The organism is Burkholderia sp. Bp9142, from assembly GCF_003853415.1.
GTDB lineage: Bacteria > Pseudomonadota > Gammaproteobacteria > Burkholderiales > Burkholderiaceae > Burkholderia.
Genome location: NZ_QTPP01000037.1, coordinates 1 through 22,162, shown reverse-complemented (window position 1 = coordinate 22,162; position 22,162 = coordinate 1). Strand labels below are relative to the sequence as shown.

20 protein-coding genes are annotated in these 22,162 nt (G+C 69.7%); 4 read left to right on the top strand and 16 right to left on the bottom strand.

Annotation, left to right across the window (positions count from 1 at the left end; genetic code table 11):
• Positions 1–57: 57 nt before the first annotated feature.
• The 7 genes from DIE22_RS30075 to DIE22_RS30045 all read right to left on the bottom strand — a co-directional run bounded on the left by DIE22_RS30075 (position 58) and on the right by DIE22_RS30045 (position 6,153).
• A complete protein-coding gene (locus DIE22_RS30075) occupies positions 58–762 on the bottom strand; it encodes an ABC transporter ATP-binding protein (RefSeq protein ID WP_124606700.1) in 705 nt (234 codons plus the stop codon).
• On the bottom strand, positions 759–1,508 hold the full coding sequence (locus tag DIE22_RS30070) for an ABC transporter ATP-binding protein (protein ID WP_124606699.1): 750 nt from the start codon (positions 1,506–1,508) through the stop codon (positions 759–761). Before DIE22_RS30070 ends, DIE22_RS30075 begins: the two co-directional genes overlap by 4 nt.
• Positions 1,505–2,731, bottom strand: a complete 1,227-nt coding sequence (locus DIE22_RS30065; protein WP_124606698.1) for a branched-chain amino acid ABC transporter permease — start codon at positions 2,729–2,731, stop codon at positions 1,505–1,507. The genes DIE22_RS30070 and DIE22_RS30065 overlap by 4 nt, the downstream gene beginning before the upstream one ends.
• On the bottom strand, positions 2,724–3,662 hold the full coding sequence (locus DIE22_RS30060; RefSeq protein ID WP_124606697.1) for a branched-chain amino acid ABC transporter permease: 939 nt from the start codon (positions 3,660–3,662) through the stop codon (positions 2,724–2,726). The genes DIE22_RS30065 and DIE22_RS30060 overlap by 8 nt, the downstream gene beginning before the upstream one ends.
• 13 nt (positions 3,663–3,675) lie before the next feature.
• Positions 3,676–4,113, bottom strand: coding sequence for a thioesterase family protein (locus DIE22_RS30055; RefSeq protein ID WP_124501076.1), 438 nt, complete (start codon positions 4,111–4,113; stop codon positions 3,676–3,678).
• A 139-nt stretch (positions 4,114–4,252) separates the two neighbouring features.
• Entirely contained in the window at positions 4,253–4,789 is a 537-nt protein-coding gene (locus tag DIE22_RS30050) for an NUDIX domain-containing protein (RefSeq protein ID WP_124501057.1), read from the bottom strand.
• 122 nt (positions 4,790–4,911) lie between these two features.
• Positions 4,912–6,153, bottom strand: a complete 1,242-nt coding sequence (locus tag DIE22_RS30045) for a YbfB/YjiJ family MFS transporter (RefSeq protein ID WP_124606696.1) — start codon at positions 6,151–6,153, stop codon at positions 4,912–4,914.
• A gap of 124 nt (positions 6,154–6,277) precedes the next feature.
• On the opposite strand from DIE22_RS30045, the gene DIE22_RS30040 reads away from it, so the two are divergent.
• Positions 6,278–7,192: a LysR family transcriptional regulator gene (locus DIE22_RS30040; protein WP_124501059.1), complete on the top strand. Its 915-nt coding sequence runs from the start codon at positions 6,278–6,280 to the stop codon at positions 7,190–7,192.
• 143 nt (positions 7,193–7,335) lie between these two features.
• Here DIE22_RS30040 and alaS read toward each other — a convergent pair whose 3' ends face one another.
• Positions 7,336–9,960 carry an alanine--tRNA ligase gene (gene alaS, locus DIE22_RS30035; RefSeq protein WP_124606695.1) on the bottom strand — a complete coding sequence of 875 codons (2,625 nt, stop codon included), beginning with the start codon at positions 9,958–9,960 and terminating at the stop codon, positions 7,336–7,338.
• Positions 9,961–10,207: 247 nt separating this feature from the next.
• Here alaS and DIE22_RS30025 point away from each other — a divergent pair, with 247 nt between their 5' ends.
• The gene (locus DIE22_RS30025; RefSeq protein WP_124606694.1) at positions 10,208–11,428 is read left to right on the top strand and encodes a CaiB/BaiF CoA-transferase family protein; all 1,221 of its coding nucleotides are present in this window, start codon (positions 10,208–10,210) and stop codon (positions 11,426–11,428) included.
• 100 nt (positions 11,429–11,528) lie between these two features.
• Here the strand turns inward: DIE22_RS30025 and DIE22_RS30020 are convergent, their stop codons facing one another.
• Together DIE22_RS30020 and DIE22_RS30015 are read right to left on the bottom strand one after the other, a co-directional pair.
• Entirely contained in the window at positions 11,529–12,077 is a 549-nt protein-coding gene (locus tag DIE22_RS30020) for an alpha/beta hydrolase (protein WP_124606693.1), read from the bottom strand.
• Positions 12,078–12,260: 183 nt separating this feature from the next.
• On the bottom strand, positions 12,261–12,470 hold the full coding sequence (locus tag DIE22_RS30015; protein WP_124501063.1) for an ornithine acetyltransferase: 210 nt from the start codon (positions 12,468–12,470) through the stop codon (positions 12,261–12,263).
• A 253-nt stretch (positions 12,471–12,723) separates the two neighbouring features.
• Here DIE22_RS30015 and DIE22_RS30010 point away from each other — a divergent pair, with 253 nt between their 5' ends.
• Positions 12,724–14,433: a glutamine--tRNA ligase/YqeY domain fusion protein gene (locus DIE22_RS30010; RefSeq protein ID WP_124501064.1), complete on the top strand. Its 1,710-nt coding sequence runs from the start codon at positions 12,724–12,726 to the stop codon at positions 14,431–14,433.
• Between the two features lie 63 nt (positions 14,434–14,496).
• On the opposite strand, the gene DIE22_RS30005 is transcribed toward DIE22_RS30010, so the two are convergent.
• The 3 genes from DIE22_RS30005 to DIE22_RS29995 all read right to left on the bottom strand — a co-directional run bounded on the left by DIE22_RS30005 (position 14,497) and on the right by DIE22_RS29995 (position 16,838).
• Entirely contained in the window at positions 14,497–14,973 is a 477-nt protein-coding gene (locus DIE22_RS30005; protein WP_124606717.1) for an NUDIX hydrolase, read from the bottom strand.
• 11 nt (positions 14,974–14,984) lie between these two features.
• The gene (locus DIE22_RS30000) at positions 14,985–15,371 is read right to left on the bottom strand and encodes a hypothetical protein (protein WP_124501066.1); all 387 of its coding nucleotides are present in this window, start codon (positions 15,369–15,371) and stop codon (positions 14,985–14,987) included.
• Positions 15,372–15,476: 105 nt separating this feature from the next.
• Positions 15,477–16,838: a cytochrome-c peroxidase gene (locus DIE22_RS29995; protein ID WP_124606692.1), complete on the bottom strand. Its 1,362-nt coding sequence runs from the start codon at positions 16,836–16,838 to the stop codon at positions 15,477–15,479.
• A gap of 220 nt (positions 16,839–17,058) precedes the next feature.
• Between DIE22_RS29995 and DIE22_RS29990 the strand changes: the two genes are divergently transcribed.
• Positions 17,059–18,645 carry an acid phosphatase gene (locus DIE22_RS29990; protein WP_185640713.1) on the top strand — a complete coding sequence of 529 codons (1,587 nt, stop codon included), beginning with the start codon at positions 17,059–17,061 and terminating at the stop codon, positions 18,643–18,645.
• A 102-nt stretch (positions 18,646–18,747) separates the two neighbouring features.
• Here DIE22_RS29990 and DIE22_RS29985 read toward each other — a convergent pair whose 3' ends face one another.
• Genes DIE22_RS29985 through DIE22_RS29975 form a run of 3 tightly spaced genes read right to left on the bottom strand, consistent with a single transcriptional unit; the run spans position 18,748 to position 21,835 of the window.
• Positions 18,748–20,229, bottom strand: coding sequence for an alginate export family protein (locus DIE22_RS29985; RefSeq protein ID WP_124606690.1), 1,482 nt, complete (start codon positions 20,227–20,229; stop codon positions 18,748–18,750).
• Positions 20,226–20,924, bottom strand: coding sequence for a YoaK family protein (locus DIE22_RS29980; RefSeq protein ID WP_124606689.1), 699 nt, complete (start codon positions 20,922–20,924; stop codon positions 20,226–20,228). The genes DIE22_RS29985 and DIE22_RS29980 overlap by 4 nt, the downstream gene beginning before the upstream one ends.
• The gene (locus DIE22_RS29975; RefSeq protein WP_124606716.1) at positions 20,921–21,835 is read right to left on the bottom strand and encodes a VOC family protein; all 915 of its coding nucleotides are present in this window, start codon (positions 21,833–21,835) and stop codon (positions 20,921–20,923) included. The genes DIE22_RS29980 and DIE22_RS29975 overlap by 4 nt, the downstream gene beginning before the upstream one ends.
• Positions 21,836–22,162 lie beyond the last annotated feature (327 nt).

The following is a 22,162-nucleotide window of genomic DNA, read 5'->3' as shown; positions in this document are numbered from 1 at the left end:
AAGCGGCTCGACACGAATTGACTGGCGGGGTTTGCCGAACAATCGGCGGGCAGGCGATCAGCCGGCACTCAGCCATGCGCTGACGACGTCGGCGCCGAGCCCTTCAAGCGCGCCGTCATGGACGATCCGACCGCGCCCCATCACCGCGACGCGCCGCGCGAGCCGCGGCGCAAGCTGCAGCCGCTGCTCGATCAGCAGGATCGCGACGCCGTCGGCCTGCAGCGCGGCCAGGCAGGCGCCGACTTCGTCGACCGCGAGCGGCGCGAGCCCTTCGGCCGGCTCGTCGACGATCAGCACGCGCGGGCGGCCGGCCAGCGCGCGCACCAGCGCGAGCACCTGCTGCTCGCCGCCCGACAGCCGGCCGGCCTTCACGTCGGCCCGCGCGGCCAGCAGCGGAAAGCGCGCGAGCAGCCGGTCGAGCGCCGGGCGCTCGGCCGCGCCGCGCGCGCCGCGCAGCCCGAGCCGCAGGTTGTCGCGCACGCTCAGCAGCGGAAACACGTCGCGGCTTTCGGCGACGTAAGCCACGCCGCGCCGCGCGATCTCGAACGTGCGTGCACCCGCGCATTCGGCACCGGCGATGCGCACCGAGCCCGCGGTGCGCACCAGCCCCATCACGGCCTTCGCGAGCGTCGAGCGGCCCGAGCCGTTGCGGCCGAGCAGCGCGAGCGTCTCGCCCGCCGCGAGCGCGAGATCGACACCGTCGAGCACGGGCTGCATCCCGTACCACGCGCGCAGGCCGCGAATATCGAGCAGCGCGCTCATGCCCCCTCGCCGAGATAGGCCGCGCGCACGGCCGGGTCCGCGCGGATCGCGTCGGGCGCCCCGGTTGCGACCACGGCGCCGCGCACGAGCACCGTGATGCGCTCGGCGAAGCCGAACACCGCATCCATGTCGTGCTCGATCATCAGCACCGTGCGGCCCTGCGTCGTTGCGCGGATCAGCGCGATCATCCGCGCCGCCTGGTCAAGGCTCATGCCGGCCGTCGGTTCGTCGAGCAGCAGCGTGCGCGCGCCGCTCGCGAGCGCAATGCCGAGATCGAGCGCGCGCTGCTCCGCATAGCCGAGCTCGCCGGCCGGCGTGTCGCGCCGCGCATCGAGGCCGATGTCGTGCAGCACGCGCGCAGCCGCGCGATCGACCGACGCCGATTCGCGCAGCCGGTTCCACCAGCGCCGCCGCTCGGCCGGCGCGTGCAGCGCCGCGCAGCGAAGGTTGTCGAACACGGAGAGCCGCGCGAACGCGCTCGTCTGCTGGAAACTGCGGCCGATGCCGAGCCGGCTCGCGACGACCGGCCCGCGCCCGCGCAGCTCGACGCCGTGCAGCACGACGCGCCCGCGCGTCGGCCGCGTCGCGCCGGCAATCACGCCGAACAGCGTCGACTTGCCCGCGCCGTTCGGCCCGATCAGCGCGTGACGCTCGCCGGCCGGGACGCTCAGCTCGATACCGTCGAGCACGGTTTGCGCGCCGAAGCGCTGCACGATCCCGTGGAGCGCGATCGCGTTGCCGTTCATCGCCCGTCCTCCCGCTTGCCGTGCCCGTGGTTCATCAGCCGCGCGCGCCAGCCCCACAGCAGCGTGCCGATGCCGGCCGCCGAGCAGGCGACGGCCCAGCCGGCCGGCGCATCGGCGTCGATGCCCCACGCGCCGAACGCGAGGCCGGCGCCGTCGTCCTGCGCGAAGCGCCACGCATAGCCGAGCTCGGCCGCGCAGACGATCGCGACGCCCCAGAACACGCATGCGCCAACGCCGCACAGCATGCGCCAGCGCTCGGCAGCCGGCGCGTCGCGGCGCAACGCATGCGCGAGCGTCTGCGCGATGCCGGCGATCCCGCGCGGCGCGGCGACGACGACCGCGACGAACAGCACGCCGAGATACAGCGCCCACGCACGCGACACGCCCGCGACGACCACGCTCAGCGCGGTCAGCACCACCGCACCGGCCGCCGGCCCGAAGAACGTGCCGGTGCCGCCGATCACCGCGGCGATCAGCACGGTCGCCGAACGCGCCATCGACACGCTGTCGGGCGTCGCGATCTCGACGTCGATCAGCGTCAGCGTGCCCGCGATGCCCGCGAAGAACGACGCGCAGGTGACCATCGCGAGCCGCACGCGGCGCGGCTCGGTGCCGAGCGCGGCGACGCGCGCGGGGTTGTCGCGCACCGCGTTCGCGAGCCGCGCGAGCGGCGTGCGCGTCAGCGCGTGCATCGCCAGCGCCGACACGATGCACCATGCGGCGATCACCGCGTAAGCCTGCGCCGGCGCGCCGAACTGCCAGCCGCCCCATGGCGTGCCGCGCGCGCGGTCGATCGGCACGCCGCCGAGACCGCCGAACCACGCGGGCACGCTCCACGCGGCCGCCGCGACGCATTCGCCGAGACCGAGCGTGATCATCGCGAACACGGTGCCCGCGCGGCGTGTCGCGAGCAGCCCGGCCATGAACCCGAGGCCCGCGCCGGCCACGCCGCCGACGAGTGGCAACAGCGGCAGCGGGCCGCCGACATGATTGAACCAGTGCGCCGCGGCGAACGCGCCGAGGCCCGCGAAGGCCGCATGGCCGAACGACAGCAGCCCCGTCGTGCCGAGCTGCAGGTTGTACGACAGCGCGAGCACGACGAGCGCGGCCGTCTGCGCGAGATAGCCGAGCACCGCGCCCTGCGGCCACAGCCACGCAGGCAGCGCGACGCACGCGGCGAACAGCACCCAGCGCAACGCGCCGGCCGGCGCGCGGCTACGCATCGGCACGCTCGCCGAACAGCCCGCGCGGGCGGGCGACCAGCACCGCGACGAGCAGCAGGTACGGGACCAGCGGTGCGAGCTGCGCGATCGACACGGCAGCGACGCTGTCGGGCAGCGCGACGCCGGCCCAGTGCGCGAGATCGCGCAGCGACGTATCGCTGGACGCCGCGAAGGTCTGCGCGAAGCCGACCGCGAGCGACGCGACGAACGCGCCGCCGAGCGAACCGAGCCCGCCGATCACGACGACCGCGAACACCACGGACCCGACGGTCTCGGCCAGCGCCGGCTCGATCACCGCGAGCGGCGCGCCGATCACGCCGGCCAGCGCCGCGAGCGCGGTGCCCGCGCCGAACAGGCCCGTCATCACGCGCGGCACGTCGTAGCCGAGCGCCTCGACGGCCGCGCGGTGCGTGAGCGCGGCGCGCACGACGAGCCCGATGCGCGACGCGCGCAGCAGCGCACCGAGCGCGACCAGCATCGCGGCGGACATCGCCATCATGAAAAGCCGGTAGCGCGGCAGCGCGAGGCCGAACACGGCCACCGGCGCCCCGTCGAACAGCGGCGGCACCGGGGCCGGCAGCGGCGCGAGGCCCCACAGCAGTTTCGCGCCCTCGCCGATCAGATAGGCGAGGCCGAAGGTCAGCAGCAGTTCGCTCGTGTGACCGCCGCGCGCCTGCACGCGGCGCAGCAGCCAGCGCTCGCAGCCGGCGCCGAGCAGCCCGAGCGCGAGCGGCGCGAGCACGAGCGCGGGCCAGAAGCCCGCGCGCGCCGCGATGCTGTAGCCGACGTACGCGCCGAGCATGTAGAAGCTCGCATGCGCGAAGTTGAGCACGCCCTGCACGCTGAAGATCAGCGTCAGGCCGGCCGACAGCATGAACAGCAGCAACCCGTAGCTGAGGCCGTTGAACGCCTGGAGCGCGAACGCGTGCACCGCCGCGCGCCCGTCAGCCGGCGAGCGGTTCGAGCGCCGCGCGCAGCACGTCCGGCAGCGCGACCGGGCGGCGCGTGCCGCGATCGACGTACACGTGCACGAAATGCCCCTGCGCGGCGGGCGCGGACGCCCCTGCCGCGAACAGCCCGATCTCGTAGCGCACGCTCGACGTGCCGAGCTTCGCGACGCGCAGCCCCGCGTCGACCGACTGCGGAAACACGAGCGGCGCGAAGTAGTTGCACTGCGTCTCGACCACGAGCCCGATCGTCTGCCCGTGCTCGACGTCGAGCACGCCCGCGCGGATCAGGTACGCGTTCACGACGGTGTCGAAGTAGCTGTAATAGACGACGTTGTTCACGTGCCCGTAGACGTCGTTGTCCATCCAGCGGGTCGTGATCGGCAGGAAGTGGCGATAGGCGTCGCGCGGACGCGGCTGCGGCTTGTCGGACATGGCGATGGCGGTCAGGACGAAGGAAGCGACGAGGAACACACGCGACGGCCGCATGATACGGCGCGCCGGCAACGGGCAGAGCGCCGCGCCGCGATCGCGCGCGGCGCAGCGGCTGAAACCCTGCGGGCAGGCCGGCCCGTCACTGCCCCGGCCGGTCGACGAACTCGAAATCGAGGCCGCGCGCGCGCATCCAGTCGGCGAGCGCGACGCCCGTGCCGGCGCGCCACGGGCGCAGCCGCGGCGGCTCGACGAGCCGGTATTCGAGCAGCTCCGGCGACAGCGCGACGGTGCCCGACGCGCGCACGTGGTACGCGATGATCAGCTCGTTCTTGCGGATGAATTCGTAGACGCCGACGAGCGTCACCTGCTCGGCCTTCAGCGCGGTTTCCTCGAACACCTCGCGCGCGATGCCGTCCTCGGGCGTCTCGCCGTTCTCGAGGAAGCCGGTGATCAACGCGAACATCCCTTCCGGCCAGGCCGCGTTGCGCGCGAGCAGGATCTTGCCGTCCAGCTCGACGATCGCGGCCACCACCGGCAGCGGGTTGTTCCAGTGCACGTAGCCGCACGCATCGTCCGGGCAGGCCTGGCGCACGCGGCCGCCCTCGTGTTCGGGATCGGCCCGATCGGTCAGCGGGCGCGCGCAGCGCGGGCAGAAACGGTAGTCGGCGGTGGTCATCGATGAGAATCTGGCAGACGCCCGGCGGCGGCCCCCAGGCTGCTGCGCGCGCCCGCTCGGCGCGGGAAAGGCTTCATTCTAGCGAGTTTGCCCGCGCCGCAGACGATCCGGCCCCGATGCCCTCAGGGTTGTGCGCGCCCGCGTGCGGCGGTCGCCGCAAAACCGGCGGCACCGGCGAGCAAGGCGCCCGCCGCGACCCACAGGGCCGGCGAGAACGACCCGAAACGCGCGGTCAGCGGCGCCGCGACGAGCGGGCCGAGAATCTGCCCGACCCCGTACGACGCCGTCGCATAGCCCATCAGCCCGGCCGCGCGTTCGCCGTGCAGGCGCCGCGCCTCGCGCATCGCGAACAGCGTGATCGCGGTGAACGGCAGGCCGAGCAGCGCGCTGCCGACCGAGAAGCCGGCCGCGTCCGGCCACACGATGCCCGCCGCGATCCCGAGCGCCTGCGTCGCGCAGCCGGCGGCGAGCAGCAGCCGGTTGTCCCAGTGGCCGGGCAGCCGCGCGGCGGCGACAGCGCCGACGATCAGCGCCGCGCCGAACATCGGCCAGAACAGGTCCGGCCACGGCGAGCCGGCCGGCAGCGCGGCGCGCGCGATCACCGGCAGGAACGTCGCGGTGATGATGTAGCCGAAGCCCGGCATCCCGTACAGCACGACGAGCCACGCGGCATCGGCCCGATGGCGCCGCGCATCGTGCGATGCCGCCGCGGCTGTCGCCGCATGCCGGGCGGGCGCGGCCGGCGACGCAACTGCGGGCGCCGGCGCCGTACCGAACGTGCGCCAGATCGCGACCGACAACACCGCCGACAACACCGCGAAGCCGAGCCACCCCGGCGCCGCGCGATGGCCGGCCAGCGCGCTGCCGATCAGCCCCGTCAGCACGATGCCGACGCCCGGCCCCGCGTAGATCACCCCGCTCCACTCGGGCGCGTGCAGCTCGGCGAGCCGCCGCAGCCCCCATTGCGACACGAACACGAAGGTCCATGCACTGACGACACCCGCGACGAAGCGCACCACGAGCCACACGGGCAGCAGGTGGCCGACGCCCATCGCGGCGGTCAGCAACACGGTGGCGACAAGCCCGAATCGCACCATCCGCGCGGGCGCGATGCGCACCGCCGCGCAGCTGACCGCGCCGACGAAATAGCCTGCGTAGTTCGCCGACGCAAGCCAGCTGCCGGCCTTCAGGCCGATCGAGCCGTCGGCGAGCATCAGCGGCAGCAGCGGCGTGAACGCGAAGCGGCCGACGCCGAGCGCGACCGCGAGCCCGATCATGCAGGCGAGCGCGGCCGCGCGGGCGCGGCGGTCGGCGTCATCGGACAGGTGCGCGGCGGCGGCACCCGGAGCATCGAAACGAGACATGGCGGCATGGGCCGCGCGCGCTGCGCGCCGGCCGGAACGGAAATCGGAATGCCTGTATCGTAGCTTGACCAAACATTCTCGAAAAATGAATAATCGAGAATCCACATATCTCCCGGAGAGAATCATGGACCTGGCGGCGCTGGCGATTTTCCGGGCCGTCGTGCGCGAGAACGGCGTGACGCGCGCGGCGGCGAAGCTCCATCGCGTGCAGTCGAACGTGACGACGCGCATCAAGCAGCTCGAGGAGGAACTCGGCGCGGCGCTGTTCGTGCGCGATGGCCGCCGGCTCGTGCTGACGCCGGCCGGGCAGACGCTGCTGCCGTACGCGGAGCGGCTGCTCGCGCTCGCCGACGAGGCACGCGACGCAGTGCGCGAGGACACGCCGCGCGGGCGCCTGCGGCTCGGCACGATGGAAAGCACGGCCGCGAGCCGGCTGCCGACCGTGCTCGCGCGCTATCACCATGCGTGGCCCGACGTGTCGCTGGAGCTCGTGACGGGCACGACCGGCTGGCTGATCGACAAGGTGCGCGACTTCGAGATCGACGCGGCGCTGTTCGCGCGTCCGCCCGCGCCGGACACGCTGCCCGACACGTTCGAGACGGTGCCGATCTACCGCGAGGACCTGGTGCTGCTGACGCCGCGCGGCCATCCGCCGGTGCGCACGCCGCGCGACGTGATCCTGCCGACGCTGATCGCGTTCGAGCGCGGCTGCACGTACCGGAAGTACGTCGAGCAATGGTATGCGGCGCACGGAATGAAACCCGCGCGCGTGCTCGAACTCGGTTCGTATCACGCGATCGTCGCATGCGTCGCGGCCGGCGCGGGCGTCGCGGTCGCGCCGCGCTCGGTGCTCGACCTGCAGCCCGAGACCGGCAACGTCACGGCCCACACGATCGCCGAACTCGAAGGCATCGACACGGTGCTCGCGTGGCGGCAGGGTTACGCGTCGGCGGCGCTCGCCGCGCTGCGCGAGGCGTTGGGCGACGCCGGGCGGCCGCCGGGCGATGCGGCCAGGTCGCCGGTGGCGATGCCGGCCTGAACCGGCGGCGCAGGCAGCCGGTGCGCGTGCATTCGGCGCACCGGCAAAAAACAAAACGACCCGACCGGCACACTTGCCGATCGGGTCGTTTTTTCATGAGATGCGACGAAGTCAGCAAGACCGCATCGCATCAGCCGTGACGATCAAAGACGCGCTTCGACCCAGCCCTTGACACCCGCGAGCGCGCCCGGCAGGTTCGCCGGTTCCGTGCCGCCTGCCTGCGCCATGTCCGGACGGCCGCCGCCCTTGCCGCCGACCTGCTGCGCGACGAAGTTCACGAGCTCGCCGGCCTTGACCTTCTTGCTCGCATCCGGCGTGACGCCCGCGATCAGGCTGACCTTGCCGCCTTCGACGGCCGCCAGCACGATCGCCGCGCTCTTCAGCTTGTCCTTCAGCTTGTCGACCGTCTCGCGCAGCGTCTTCGCGTCCGCGCCGTCGAGCGTCGCGGCCAGCACGTATACGCCGCCGATTTCGATGGCCTGCTGCGCAAGCTCGTCGCCCTGGCTCGATGCGAGCTTCGACTTCAGCGCGCCCAGTTCCTTCTCGAGCGACTTCACCTGGTCCTGCACCTGCGCGATACGCTGCGTGAGCTCCGACGGCTGCGCCTTCAGCGCGGCCGCGGCTTCGTTCACGCGGGCGTCGAGTTCCTGCACGTAGCGCACCGCGTTGTCGCCGGTGATCGCCTCGACACGGCGGATGCCGGCCGCGACGCCGCCTTCGACGACGATCTTGAAGAAGCCGATGTCGCCGCTGCGGCTCACGTGCGTGCCGCCGCACAGTTCGCGCGAGAAACCGAGGTCGAGCACGCGCACTTCGTCGCCGTACTTCTCGCCGAACAGCGCCATCGCACCGCCCTTCACCGCTTCGTCATACGGCATCACGCGCACGATGCCCGGCGCGTTCGCGAGGATTTCGTCGTTGACGATCTGCTCGACGCGACGGATTTCGTCGTCGGTCATCGGCGCGTTGTGCGCGAAGTCGAAACGGGTCTTTTCCGCGTCGACCAGCGAACCCTTCTGCTGCACGTGCGCGCCGAGCACCTCACGCAGCGCCTTGTGCATCAGGTGGGTCGCCGAGTGGTTGCGCTGCGTGCGCGCGCGGCGGTGCGCGTCGATTTCCGCGCGCAGCACGTCGCCGATCTTCAGCATGCCCTGTTCGAGCTTGCCGTGATGGCCGATCACGTCGGCCTGCACCTTCAGCGTGTCGGCCACCGCGAAGCGCGTCGAGGCGTTCGCGAGCACGCCCTGGTCGCCGACCTGGCCGCCCGATTCCGCGTAGAACGGCGTGTGGTCGAGCACGACGACCGCATCCTGGCCGCCCTTCACTTCATTGACCGACGAGCCGTCGACGTACAGCGCGACGACCTTCGCGTCGTCGAACGCGATTTCCTCGTAACCGTGGAACGCGGTCTTCGCGCCCGTGTATTCGAGGCCCTGCGCGGCCTTGAACTTGCCGGCCGCGCGCGCCTGCTCGCGCTGGCGCGCCATCGCGTCGTCGAACGCCGGCTCGTCGACCGTCATCCCGCGCTCGCGGCACACGTCGGCCGTGAGGTCCAGCGGGAAGCCGTAGGTGTCGTGCAGCTTGAACGCGAGTTCGCCGTCGAGCACCTTGCCGCCCTTCGCGTCGACGTCGGCCAGCGCGGCCTCGAGGATCGACATGCCGTGCTCGATCGTCTCGAAGAAGCGCTCTTCTTCCTGGCGCAGCACGTCGGTCACGCGCTGCTCGGCTTCCTTCAGCTCCGGATAGGCGGCGCCCATCTCGGCGACGAGGTCGGCCACCAGCTTGTGGAAGAACGAACCCTTGCGGCCGAGCTTGTAGCCGTGGCGGATCGCGCGGCGCACGATGCGGCGCAGCACGTAGCCGCGGCCTTCGTTGCCCGGAATCACGCCGTCGACGATCAGGAACGAGCACGCGCGGATGTGATCGGCGATCACCTTCAGCGAGTTGTTGGCGAGGTCGCTGATCTCGGTCACGCGCGCGGCGGCCTTGATCAGGTTCTGGAACAGGTCGATCTCGTAGTTGCTGTGCACGTGCTGCAGCACCGCGGCGAGGCGCTCGAGGCCCATGCCCGTGTCGACCGACTGCTTCGGCAGGCGCGTCATGTTGCCCTGCGCGTCGCGGTTGAACTGCATGAACACGAGGTTCCAGATCTCGATGTAGCGGTCGCCGTCTTCTTCGGGCGACCCCGGCGGGCCGCCCCACACGTCCGGGCCGTGGTCGTAGAAGATCTCGGTGCACGGGCCGCACGGGCCGGTGTCGCCCATCGTCCAGAAGTTGTCCGACGCGTAGCGCGCGCCCTTGTTGTCGCCGATCCGGATGATCCGCTCGGCCGGCACGCCGACTTCCTTCGCCCAGATGTCGTACGCTTCGTCGTCTTCCTGGTAGACGGTGACCCACAGCTTGTCCTTCGGCAACTGGTAGACCGTGGTCAGCAGCTCCCACGCGAAGCGGATCGCGTCGTGCTTGAAGTAGTCGCCGAACGAGAAGTTGCCGAGCATCTCGAAGAACGTGTGGTGGCGCGCCGTGTAGCCGACGTTCTCGAGGTCGTTGTGCTTGCCGCCCGCGCGCACGCTGCGCTGCGCCGTGGTGGCGCGCGAGTACGGACGCGGGTCCGTGCCGAGGAACACGTCCTTGAACTGGACCATGCCCGAGTTCGTGAACATCAGCGTGGGGTCGTTACCGGGCACGAGGCTCGACGAGCGGACAATCGTGTGGCCCTTCGATTCGAAGAATTTGAGGAATTTCTCGCGGATTTCGGCAGCTTTCATGGCGTGCGGGGAATGTCTGGCTGAGACGGCTTCAAACGCCGGCCGTCCTCGCGGACGCACGGCGGGCAAATATCGTAAACGGTCGATTATACGATAGAGACCGGCTACAGACCGGCGGCCCGGACCGCAGCGGCCCGCCGCGCCGGACGATCCTGGGCCACCCGCGCGGCCGATTCGCCTTAAGATGCTCGGCATGCCAATCCGCCTTGCCCCGGCCGGGCGGGCCACGAAAGGAGACGATTCGACGATGGGTGCCCTGAGCCATATCCGCGTGCTGGACCTCACCCGCGTGCTCGCGGGCCCGTGGTGCGCGCAGACGCTTGCCGACTTCGGTGCGGACGTGATCAAGATCGAGCGCCCCGGCGCCGGCGACGACACGCGCCACTGGGGGCCGCCATACCTGAAGGACGCGGCCGGCGCCGATACGGCCGAGGCCGCGTACTACCTCGCGGCGAACCGCAACAAGCGCTCGGTGACGGTCGACATCGCGACGCCGGAAGGCCAGCAGATCGTGCGCGAGCTCGCCGCGCAGAGCGACGTCGTGCTCGAGAACTACAAGGTCGGGCAGCTGAAGAAATACGGGCTCGACTATGAATCGCTGCGCGCGGTGAAGCCCGATCTCGTCTACTGCTCGGTCACGGGTTTCGGCCAGACGGGCCCGTACGCGCATCGCGCGGGCTACGACTTCATCATCCAGGGCATCGGCGGCTTCATGAGCATCACCGGCGAGCGCGACAGCGAGCCGGGCGGCGGCCCGCAGAAGGCCGGCGTCGCGATCGCCGATCTCGCGACGGGCCTCTATGCGACGATCGCCGTGCTCGCCGCGCTCGCGCACCGCGACCGCACCGGCGTTGGCCAGTACATCGACATGGCGCTGCTCGACGTGCAGGTCGCGCTGCTCGCGAACATGAACACCAACTTCCTCGCGAGCGGCAAGCCGCCGGTGCGCTGGGGCAACGCGCACCCGAACATCGTGCCGTACCAGACGTTCCAGACGAGCGACGGCTGGATCATCGTCGCGGTCGGCAACGACGGGCAGTTCCGCAAGTTCGTCGAGACCGGCGGCCGGCCCGAGCTGGCCGACGACGAACGGTTCGCGACCAACCCGTCGCGCGTGCGCCATCGCGACACGCTGGTGCCGATCCTCGCGGAGATGGTGAGGACGCGCGGCAAGGCCGACTGGATCGGCGCGCTGGAAGCGGCCGGCGTGCCGTGCGGGCCGATCAACGCGCTCGACGAGGTGTTCGACGACGAACAGGTGGTCGCGCGCGGGATGCAGGTGTCGCTGCCGCACCCGTGCGGCGCGGACGTGAAGCTCGTGCGCAATCCGATCCGGATGAGCGCGACGCCGCCCGACGCGCGCACCGCCCCGCCGCTGCTCGGCGCGCAGACCGAAGACGTGCTGCGCGACATGCTCGGCTACGACGACGCGCGCATCGCGGCGCTGAAGGCGAAGCAGGCGATCTGAGCGGGCCCGGACGGGCACGCCGCGGTGCCTTCGGGCACGCGCGGCGGCCGGTGCGGATGACGGCTGACGACGAGCCGGTCAATGGACCGATGGCTGGCGGCTAACGCGCGAGCGCGTCGAGCCAGCCGCGTGCGTCGGGCCAGTCGCCGAGCCCGCTGTCCGCGTTGATGTGGCCGCGCGGACCGAGGTCATGGAACGTGCTGCCCCACGCGCGTGCGCAGCCGCGCGCGAACGCGAGCGACCCGTACGGATCGTCGCTGCTCGCGACCACGCAGGTCGGAAACGGCAGCCGTTCGTGCGGCACCGGCCCGAAGCCGTGCGCGTCGGCCGGAAATGCGGGCCCGGCCGGATCGGGCAGCGCGACGAGCAGCGCGCCGCGCACCTTCGCGAGCGCGGCCGGCCGCGCGTAGCGGGTCGCCCACCACGCGGCGGTCAACGTGCCGAGGCTATGCGCGGCGATCGTCACGGGGCCCGGTGCGGCTTCGACCGCGCGATCGAGCGCGAGACACCAGCCGTTGCGGAACGCCCGATCCCAGTCGGGCATCGCGACGCGCGCGAAACGCGCGTCGGCGCGCTCCCAGCGGCTTTGCCAGTGCAACGGGCCGGAGTTGCCGTAGCCTGGCAGCACGAAAACGGAAGAATCGCTCATGGAAGGTTCGTCGACGAATGAAGTCGTTATGTGAGGTCGACGAAGTGTCGCACACCCGCTCCTCCCTGAGGCTGCCTGTCGAATCGCGGAATGGATGTGCTGCGTATGGGGGCCGGCCGGGGCCGGCCGTGGCGCGTTGCGGACGCGTCACGACCGGCCGGCGCTCACGCGCGCCGGCTTCGATCAGCGCACGCCGGCGCCGACCAGGCCGCCTGCCGCCGCGCCGGCAACCGTGCCGACCGGGCCGCCGGTGATCAGGTAGCCGAGCGCGCCGCCTGCGGCCGCGCCGATGCCGGCGTTACGTTGCGTCGTCGTCATCGCGCATGCGCCGAGTTGCGACAGGACCGCGACGATGACCGCGGTACGAACGAGAAAAGTGGTCGTCTTCATCATGATTGTTGGTGTCCTCCCGCCAGGCAAAAAATACGAATGGCGGCATTGAATCGGTAAAGCCATCATAGGAAAAGCCGAACGCGCCGGGCAATCCGATTTACGTCGTGTTACAGCGGTCACACTGTCGAGATATTGCGATCCGCATCGCGAACCGGCGCGTGCGGCCCCGCAACCCGCGCGGGACGGACCCCGGTCAGGTAGAATTACAGGATTAAACCGGCGCGACGCGCCGACACAACCTGACGCCAACCGCATGAGCACCGAACGTAACGACGCCCCCGCGGCTTCCAATTTCATCCGCAACATCATCGACGACGACAACCGCACCGGCAAATGGGGCGGCCGTGTCGAGACGCGCTTCCCGCCCGAGCCGAACGGCTATCTGCACATCGGCCACGCGAAGAGCATCTGCCTGAACTTCAGCGTCGCGCGCGACTTCGGCGGCGTGTGCCACCTGCGCTTCGACGACACGAACCCGGAAAAGGAAAGCGTCGAGTACGTCGACTCGATCGTCGACGCGGTGCGCTGGCTCGGTTTCGACTGGCGCAAGGATGCCGTCGACCACCAGTATTTCGCGAGCGACTACTACGACAAGCTGTACGAATTCGCCGAGCTGCTGATCCAGCGCGGCAAGGCGTACGTCGACAGCCAGAGCGCCGAGGAAATGCGCGCGAGCCGCGGCTCGCTGACCGAAGGCGGCAAGCCGTCGCCGTATCGCGACCGTTCGCCCGAGGAAAACCTCGACCTGTTCCGCCGGATGAAGGCCGGCGAGTTCAAGGAAGGCGAGCACGTGCTGCGCGCGAAGATCGACATGGCCTCGCCGAACATGAACATGCGCGACCCGGTGATCTACCGGATCCGCTACGCGCACCACTACCGCACCGGCGACGCATGGTGCGTGTATCCGATGTACGACTACACGCACTGCATCTCGGATGCGCTCGAGGGCATCACGCACTCGCTGTGCACGCTCGAGTTCGAGGATCACCGCCCACTGTACGACTGGGTGCTGAACGAACTTGCGGAAGCCGGCAGGTTCACGCGTCCGCTGCCGCAACAGATCGAGTTCTCGCGCCTGAACCTCACGTACGCGATCACCAGCAAGCGCAAGCTGCTGCAGCTCGTCACCGAAGGTCACGTCGAAGACTGGGACGACCCGCGCATGCCGACGATCGTCGGGATCCGCCGCCGCGGCTTCACGCCGGAGAGCATCCACCTGTTCTGCGAGCGGATCGGCGTAACCAAGGTCGATTCGTGGATCGACATGAGCGTGTTCGAAGGCGCGCTGCGCGACGACCTCGACGACAAGGCGCCGCGCTCGGTCGCCGTGCTCGATCCGCTGAAGCTCGTGATCGACAACTATCCGGCAGACCTCGAGGAAGCATGCACGGCTCCCGTGCATCCGCATCATCCGGAGCGCGGCGTGCGCACGTTCCCGATCTCGCGCGAGCTGTGGATCGAACGCGAGGACTTCGTCGAAAACCCGCCGAAGGGCTATTTCCGCCTGTTCCCGGGCAACAAGGTGCGCCTGCGCTACGGCTACGTGATCGAGTGCACGGGCTTCGACAAGGATGCCGACGGCAACGTGACGGCCGTGCACTGCAACTACTTCCCGGACAGCAAGTCGGGCACCGAAGGCGCGAACACCTACAAGGTCAAGGGCAACATCCACTGGGTCAGCGCGAAGCATGCGCAGGCGGCCGAAGTGCGGATCTACGACCGGCTGTTCAAGGCGCCGCACCCGGACGCGGGCGGCGCGAACTTCCTCGAGGCGCTGAACCCGGATTCGAAGAAGATCACGCAGGCCTACGTCGAACCGGGCGCCGGCGACGTCGCGCCGGAAACGCGCCTGCAGTTCGAGCGTCACGGCTATTTCGTCGCCGACCGCGTCGATTCGAAACCGGGCAAGCCCGTGTTCAACCGGATCGTCGGGCTGCGCGACAGCTGGGGCAAGCCGGCCTGACGATCGGCTTCACGCGACGTAAAAAACCGGCCATCGGGCCGGTTTTTTATTGGGCGGATCGCGTCACGATCGTGGTGGCGGCAGCCGCCGATGCAGGTCCGCCAGCGGCAGCGTCGTGCGAAACACCCGCGCGAGGCTGCGGCTCGCATACGCGTCGATGTCGGCGGGCGCGGTCCAGCGATACGCGTCCATTTCGGGAATCAGCGAGCCGTCGCGACGGCTCGGGAACAGCGACGTGCACGTACAGTGCGCGAGATCGACTTCGTCGTCTGCGACGCGCACCGCGAACAGGTGCAGCTCCTTGTCGTGCCGGTACGCGAAGCGGCCGAGATCGAGCAGCCGCTCGAGCGCGAACACGATGCCCGTTTCCTCGCGCAGTTCGCGCAGCGCCGCCTCGGCCGGCGACTCGCCGGGCTCGCCCTGCCCCTTCGGGATGTCCCAGTGCGTGGTGTCCGTCGCGTGCGCGAGGAACACTTGCCCGGCTCCGTCGAGGATCACGACGCCGCACGAGACCGTGCGCGGCGCGGCGCCCCGCTTCATCGTCCGCGTGCTCAGCGCTTCTGCAGCTGCCACGTGCCCGCGGACGTCTTGCAGTAGACGGGCTTGAGCGTCATCGTCTGGCCCTTCGCGGAAATCTCGGCGGCGATTTCGCGGCAGGTCTTGCCGTCGGTCTCCGACGTGCTCGGCGTGAGCTTCGCATCGATCTGCGTGCCGCGGCCGCTGCTCTGCCACGTCGTGACCTCGCCGTCCTTGCCTTCGTCGCGCACTTGCGCCACGGCCTTCGACAGCGATGCGCGGTCGGTCTTGCTGAAGTAGCTGAGCGGCGTGTCGCTCAGGAAGTTCAGGTTGTTCTGCGCATGGGCGGGCAGCATCGCGGCGGCACACGCAGCGCCGGCCAGCACGCGCGTGACGAGGGAAAGGGATGCACGCATCGACATGTTGTTCTCCTTGGATGTTCGATCGAACGGCGCGGCGCGAACCGGAAACCGGCGTGCGCCACGCCCGTCAGCGAGCGAGCATAGCATGCGTGCTGCAACCGGGCCCTACTGGCGGGCCGCCTGCGTGGCCGCTGGCTGATATCCGTCAGTCAGCGTGTTCAGGAACGCGATCACGTCCTTGATCTCGGCCGCGTTCAAGGCCGGCTGGTCGCCCGGCTTGCGGTCGAACGGCGGCTCGCGGTTGATGTTCGGCCAGTAGCGCTTCGGCAGATCGTCGTACGCCTGCACCTTGCCGTGCACGACCGGATAGAACTTCTCCGGATGGATGTCGCGCTCGACGTAGAAGCGCATCACGTCCTCGAGCGAGTGGTACACGCCGTTGTGGAAGAACGTCTTGCGCAGCGCGACGTTGCGCAGCGACGGCGTGCGGAACAATCCGCAGAATTCGTCCCGGCCCTTCAGGTCGGTGCGCTGCGGGCCGCACGCGCCGAGATCGTAAAAGTGCGGATCGCGATTGACCGCCAGCGCGCGGTTGCGCGGCACCGCGATCGCGATCAGGCCGAAATCGCTGAATTGCGGCGGGCCGCCTTCGAGCGTGCGCTGGCTCACGTGGCAGCTCGCGCAGTTGCCCTTCTTCTCGTCGTTGAACAGTTGCAGCCCGCGCAGCTCCGCAGGCGTGAGCCGTGCGTGGCCGGCCAGATACGCGTCGTACTTGCTCGTGTACGGATCGAACAGCGCCGGCTGCTGCTGGAATGCGTCGAGCGCGCGCAGCACCGCGCCGAACGTTGCCTGGTCGTCGCCGAGGACCTGGTCGCCGAACGCCTTGCGGAACGCGTCGGCATAGGGTGCGGCGCGAACCGCCTTCGCCACCCGCGCCGGCGAGCTGCTCATCTCGAATGGCGACGTGAGCGGAATGCGCGCCTGCGCGTCGCGCGTGTCGACGCGGCCGTCCCAGGTCAGCCCGCCGGTCGGACCGGCGTCGATGCTTTCGTCACCTTCGTCCGGCGAATCGTGAAAGTGCTCGCTGAACGGGGGGATGCCGCGCAGGTACTTCAGCGACGGCACCGCGCGAAAACCCGTGCGATGCATGTCGTCGCCGCCGAGCTGCACCGACAGCGCGTTCGGCGGCCCGAACGCATGCTCGGCGCTATGGCACGACGCGCATGCGAGCTTGCCGGACCCCGACAGCGACGGGTCGAAGAACAACTGCTTGCCCAGCGCCGTCATCTGCTTCACGCCCTCGAACACCTGCGCGCGCGTCTGCGGCTGGCTGGCCGGCGCGACCGCCGGAGCGGCCGGGGCTGCCGGGGCTGCCTGTGCCGCCGGCACGACGGAGGCGGCCGGCGCATTCGCGCCGGGCCGCGCATCGCAGCCGGTGAGTGCCGCGAGTCCCCCGACCAGCGCCAGCGTCGCCGCGGCAGGGACCAACGATCGCGCGGACGCGAAGGATTTCAGGAGGCTGTGCATCGTCGTTCTTCTTGTAGCGGTGGGCAATCGGCCGGAGCTTATGTCAGTTCCATGACCGTTGCATGACGTTCCACCGACAGTGAATTGAAAGCGCCCCTACACCCGCCTGTCAAATCGGCTCCAGATAATGCGCGCATCCGGTCGGTGCCCGAAGTGCCTGCGCCGGCCCGACGCCACCGCGGTTCCCACACGCGACAAACGACGAAAGAGAGAACATCGCATGAAGAAGCACGCCTGGATTCGCCATACACCGATCGCCCTCGCGGCCGCGCTCAGCCTGACCGCATGCGGCGGCGACGATGTTACGCAGCAAGGCCTGTCGGCCGTCAAGAACGTCGTCGTGATCTACGCGGAAAACCGCAGCTTCGACAACCTGTACGGCAACTTCCCGGGCGCGAACGGCCTGCAGAACGCGACCGCCGCGAACTCGGTGCAGAAGGATCGCGACGGCTCGACGATGGCGACGCTGCCGAAGATCTGGGGCGGCCTGACCGCGACCGGCATCACGCCGGCGGTCACCGAGGCGATGACGGCGAACCTGCCGAACGCGCCGTTCGCGATCGACGATCCGAATGGCTTCAACCAGTCGATGAGCATCGCGACGCGCGACATCGTGCACCGCTTCTACCAGGACCAGATGCAGATCAACGGCGGCAAGAACGACATGTACGCCGCATGGACCGATGCGGGCGGCCTGACGATGGGCCACTACACCGCCGACCCGTCGAAGCTGCCGCTGTGGAAGATCGCGCAGCAGTACGTGCTCGCCGACAACTTCTTCATGGGCGCGTTCGGCGGCTCGTTCCTGAACCACCAGTACCTGATCTGCGCGTGCGCGCCGTTCTATGCGAACGCCGACAAGAGCCAGGCGGCGGGCAAGATCGCAGTCCTGAACGCCGACGGCAAGTCGCTGAAGGTCGCCACGAACTCGCCGGCCTCGGCGCTGAGTGGCGCGCCGAAATTCGTCAACGACGGTGCGTTGACGCCGGACTTCTACGGCGTCAACACGATGCAGCCGGCGTATCAGCCGAGCGGCAACAAGGCGGCCACGGGCGGCGACCCGCTGCTCGCCGACCCGGCCAGTCCGTCGACGATGCCGCCGCAAACGGCGACCAACATCGGCGACCTGATGACCAACGCGGGCGTATCGTGGGCATGGTATGGCGGCGCGTGGGGCCAGGCGCTGCAGGCGAGCCAGAACGGCACGTCGAACGTGATCTACGGCGCCGACCTGTCGACGCCGAACTTCCAGCCGCACCACCAGCCGTTCAACTACTACGCGAACCAGGCGCCGGGCACCGCGAGCCGCGCGCAGCATCTGCTCGACGGCGGCGCGAACGGCGCCGAGTTCATCAAGGCGATCGATGCGGGCACGCTGCCGCAAGTCGCGTTCTACAAGCCGCAGGGCAACCTGAACGAGCACCCGGGCTACACGGACGTCACCTCCGGCGACCAGCACATCGCCGACGTGATCGCGCACCTGCAGGCGAGCCCGCAGTGGAAGAACATGATCGTGGTCGTCACGTATGACGAAAACGGCGGCTTCTGGGATCATGCCGCGCCGCCGACCGCCGACCGCTGGGGCCCCGGCACCCGCATTCCGGCGCTGATCGTGTCGCCGTACGCGAAGAAGGGCTTCGTGGACCACACGCAGTACGACACGGGTTCGATCCTGCGCTTCATCACGCGCCGCTTCTCGCTGCCGCGCCTCGCGGGCCTGCAGCAGCGCGACGACGCGCTGAAGACGAATGGCGCGCAGCCGATGGGCGACCTGACGAACGCGCTCGTGCTGTCGCCGAACCTGTAACGGCATCACCGCGACCGGGCCGGCCGCGCTGCCGGCCCGGACGAACGGAGGGTGGCCCGCGGGCCGCCCTTTTTCATGCTCGCACGTTGCCGTGCCGCGTCCTCACCAGCCGTACTTCAGCTCGACGCCGACATAGTCCGCGTTGTGCCCGCCCGCCTGCCGGATCGCGTCGCCGACCTGGAAGTGCACGGCCTCGACCGCGCCGATCAGGTTCGCGGCGATCGTCCAGTCCGCGCGCAGCTGCACGTACATCCCCGTCCACAGGCCGCCCTTGCCCGCGGTGCCCGGCACCACGACGTTCGCCTGCTGATAGACGGCATCGCCGGTCGTCTCGCGCCACTGGAAGCCGAGCGCGCCGAGCAGCGACAGGTTCGGCGACGGCTTCAGCGTCACGGACGGCTTCACGTGGATCAGGTTCGAGTAGCCCGTGAAGCCGGCCAGCGTGAAGTAATAACCGTTCGGAAACAGCGGGTTGAAGGTGCCGACGCGGCCGTCGTGCGGATGCCGGTCGCCCGATGCCGCATCGACCTGCAGCGCGATACGCGGCGACCAACGCGCATCGAGCCGGTAGCCGGCGATCGAGCCGACGGCCCATGCACCGATCGTGTTGTTGCCGACCGTCCCGGTCTGCAGCATCGTCTCGAGATCCCAGTCGAAACGGCCCTGCGTGCCCGAGTAGCGCAGGTCCCACACGTCGCGGTGCTCGGGGCCGCTCGCATCGAGAAAGCGCGCGTTGCCGCGGTTGTAGCGCGACCAGTAGCCGGACAGATCGCCCGGCCCGACCGACTGCCGCTCGACGCGCACGCCGCTGAACGTGAGATCGCGATTCGACACGTCATCGAAATCGGACGCGTTGCGGTTCTGCACCGGTTGCGTCGCATAGGCGATGAAGCGCCACTTCCCGTATTCGTAATCGGCCCAGACCGCATCGAACGCCTGCCGCACGTTCGGGCCGTCGCGCGCGGCGATGAAGCGCTGCAGGTCGAATGCCATCTCCTGCCGGCCGACGCGGAACTTGAACGTGCCGCCGCCGAGCGCGCCCGTATAGGTCGCGAACGCCTGCTCGAGATCGATCGGGTTCTTGTCCACCGGCGACACCGTGTTCTTGCCGAACGCGCGCGCGTCCTGCAACTGCACGAAGAACTGCCAGTGCCGGCCGAGATGCGCATCGGCATGCACTTCGACGCGCTGGATCAGGTACGTATCCGATTGCGTGGAGCCGATCCCGAACCGCGGCGCGTCGTTGGCCTCCAGCCGCTCGCGCAGGTTCACGCCGAGCGACAGATAGGATGACGGATCGTTGCCGAGCGGCATGTATTTCAGCCCGTCGAGCGGCGCACGCGGCACGCACGGATTCGCGAGCACCGACCAGTCTTCCTGCCAGCGGTTGAACAGCACCGCCGGCCGCTTGGCCGAGCATGTCGCTGCGGTAGCGTCGCCGGGTGTCGAAGTCGATGCCGCCGTTTCCGCGAACGCCGCGTCGGCGCCCGCGAAAAACAGCCCCGCGACGATCGACAGGCGCGCGGCCCGCTCGAAGCGGCGGCCGTGGCGTCTCACTTGTCTCCCCTGCCTCCGCCCGATCATGCGCGCTCCTGCATCGCGGGTCCGGCCGCTTGCGCCGCACACAGTGCAAGCGTCGCGAGCGCGCCGACCGGCACGAGCAGCGCCAGGAATCCGACGTAGCGGAACCCGAGCGCACCGCACGCCGCGCCGAGCGCGAACGCGACGATCGCGGGCAGCATCTTGCCGAAGCGTGCCCGCGCCGCCGCACGCACGCTGTCGGCCGTGCCGGCCGACAGCATGTCGACGACATCGAGGATCGCCTGCGTCACGTTGCCCGTCATCACCGTGTTCGGCACGCCACCCGCACGCGGAATCACGCGCGGATGCGCGTTCTGCACGCCCATCGCGAACGTGCCGACGATGCCGGCCACCAGCGCCGGCAGGCTGTCGGGCTGCGTGACGGGCGTCGCCCACACGCCGGCCGCGCAGAAGCCGAGCAGCAGCACGGCCTGCACCGTGTGCAGCACGCGCGTGCCCTGCCACGCGGGCCGCCCGGACATCGACCGCGCGATCAGGCTCGCCGCGATCACGCCGCACACGAACGCGGGAAACACGCTGAGCTTCAGCACGACACCCTGGCCGAAGCCCGCGATGCCCGCGCCGATCAGCACGAAGTTGCCCGTCACGTGTGCGGTGAACAACCCGAACAGCGCGACGAAGCTCAGTGTGTCGACGAAACCGGCCACCGCGGCCAAGATCGTGTCCTCGTAATTCATCGCGCCGCGCTCGCGTGGATCTCGGCGACGTAGCCGCCCGGGAACTGCACGAGCGCCGCGTCGCGCCCGTCCGCTGCGAACGGCGGCACGAGCACGGTCACGCCCGCGGCTTCGGCCTGCTTCAGCGTCGCGGCAAGATCGGGCACTTCGTAGCCCGTCATCTCGCGCCCGAACGGATACGGCAGATGGCGGTCCGTCACGAGCACGGTCATCTTGCCGAAGCCCGATTCGATGCGGATCCGGCGGTAGGTGTCGTTCGGCCGGCCGATCTCGATGCCCGGCGCCTTCAGGTTGTCGGACACCACCTTGCCCTTCGAGAACTTGACGAAATCGTGCACGAACTTGCGTACGCTTTGCGGCGACACGTAGACGCGATTCTCGGGAATGGTCTGCAGCGCGCCGTAGCTCGGCGCCTGGGTATGCCAGTAGAGCTGCATCTTCACGCCGCCCGTCCACGCAATGACCGCATCGCGGCCGATCGGATCGGGGAACGTGTCGACGATCACGTCGGCGCCGTGCTCGCGCGCCGTCTTGACCGCGAGGTCCATGTCCGTAACCAGATAGCCGGTACGCTCCGCGCAGAACGGATACGGGATCGGCGTCTTGAAGCCGAACACCGAAATCGTGCCGACCGGCGTGAGCACGAGCTGCGACATCGTCTGGCTCGGTGTCGGCGTGACCTGGAACACGCCCTGCTTCGACTTGCTGCCACCGAACGTCGCGACGAAACTGTCGGTGAAGCGGTCGAAGTCGTCGGGCGCTACGCACACGTGCGTGGTGTCGTACTGCGGACCGACGGCCAGCGTCGGCGTGACCGCGGGCGGCACCGGGGGTTTCGCGAATGCGGCAGGCACGGCGACGAGGCCGCCGGCAATCGTCAGCGCCAGCAACGCGGAACGAAGGGCTTTCATAACGGATATCCTTGTTGTTACATCAGATGGTGCACCGGTTCGGGCAATCCCGGTCACCCGCGGCCGTCGCCGGCCGGTTGCCGCGCATCGTCGATGCACGGTCGCGAGCACGAGCGCCGAGATCAAGCCCAGGTGTTCGAAAAAACTGTTGAGCGCCATGAAATGTTCGGTGCCCGAACGGTTCCAGAAATCGTTCGCCACGACCATCGCGACGAGCGTCAGCATGCCGAGGCTGCCGGCGCCGAGCCACGTGAAGCGGCGAAACACCACGCACAGCGAGCCGCCGATCTCGACCACAACCGCCAGTGCAGCCCAGAGCGCGGGCGG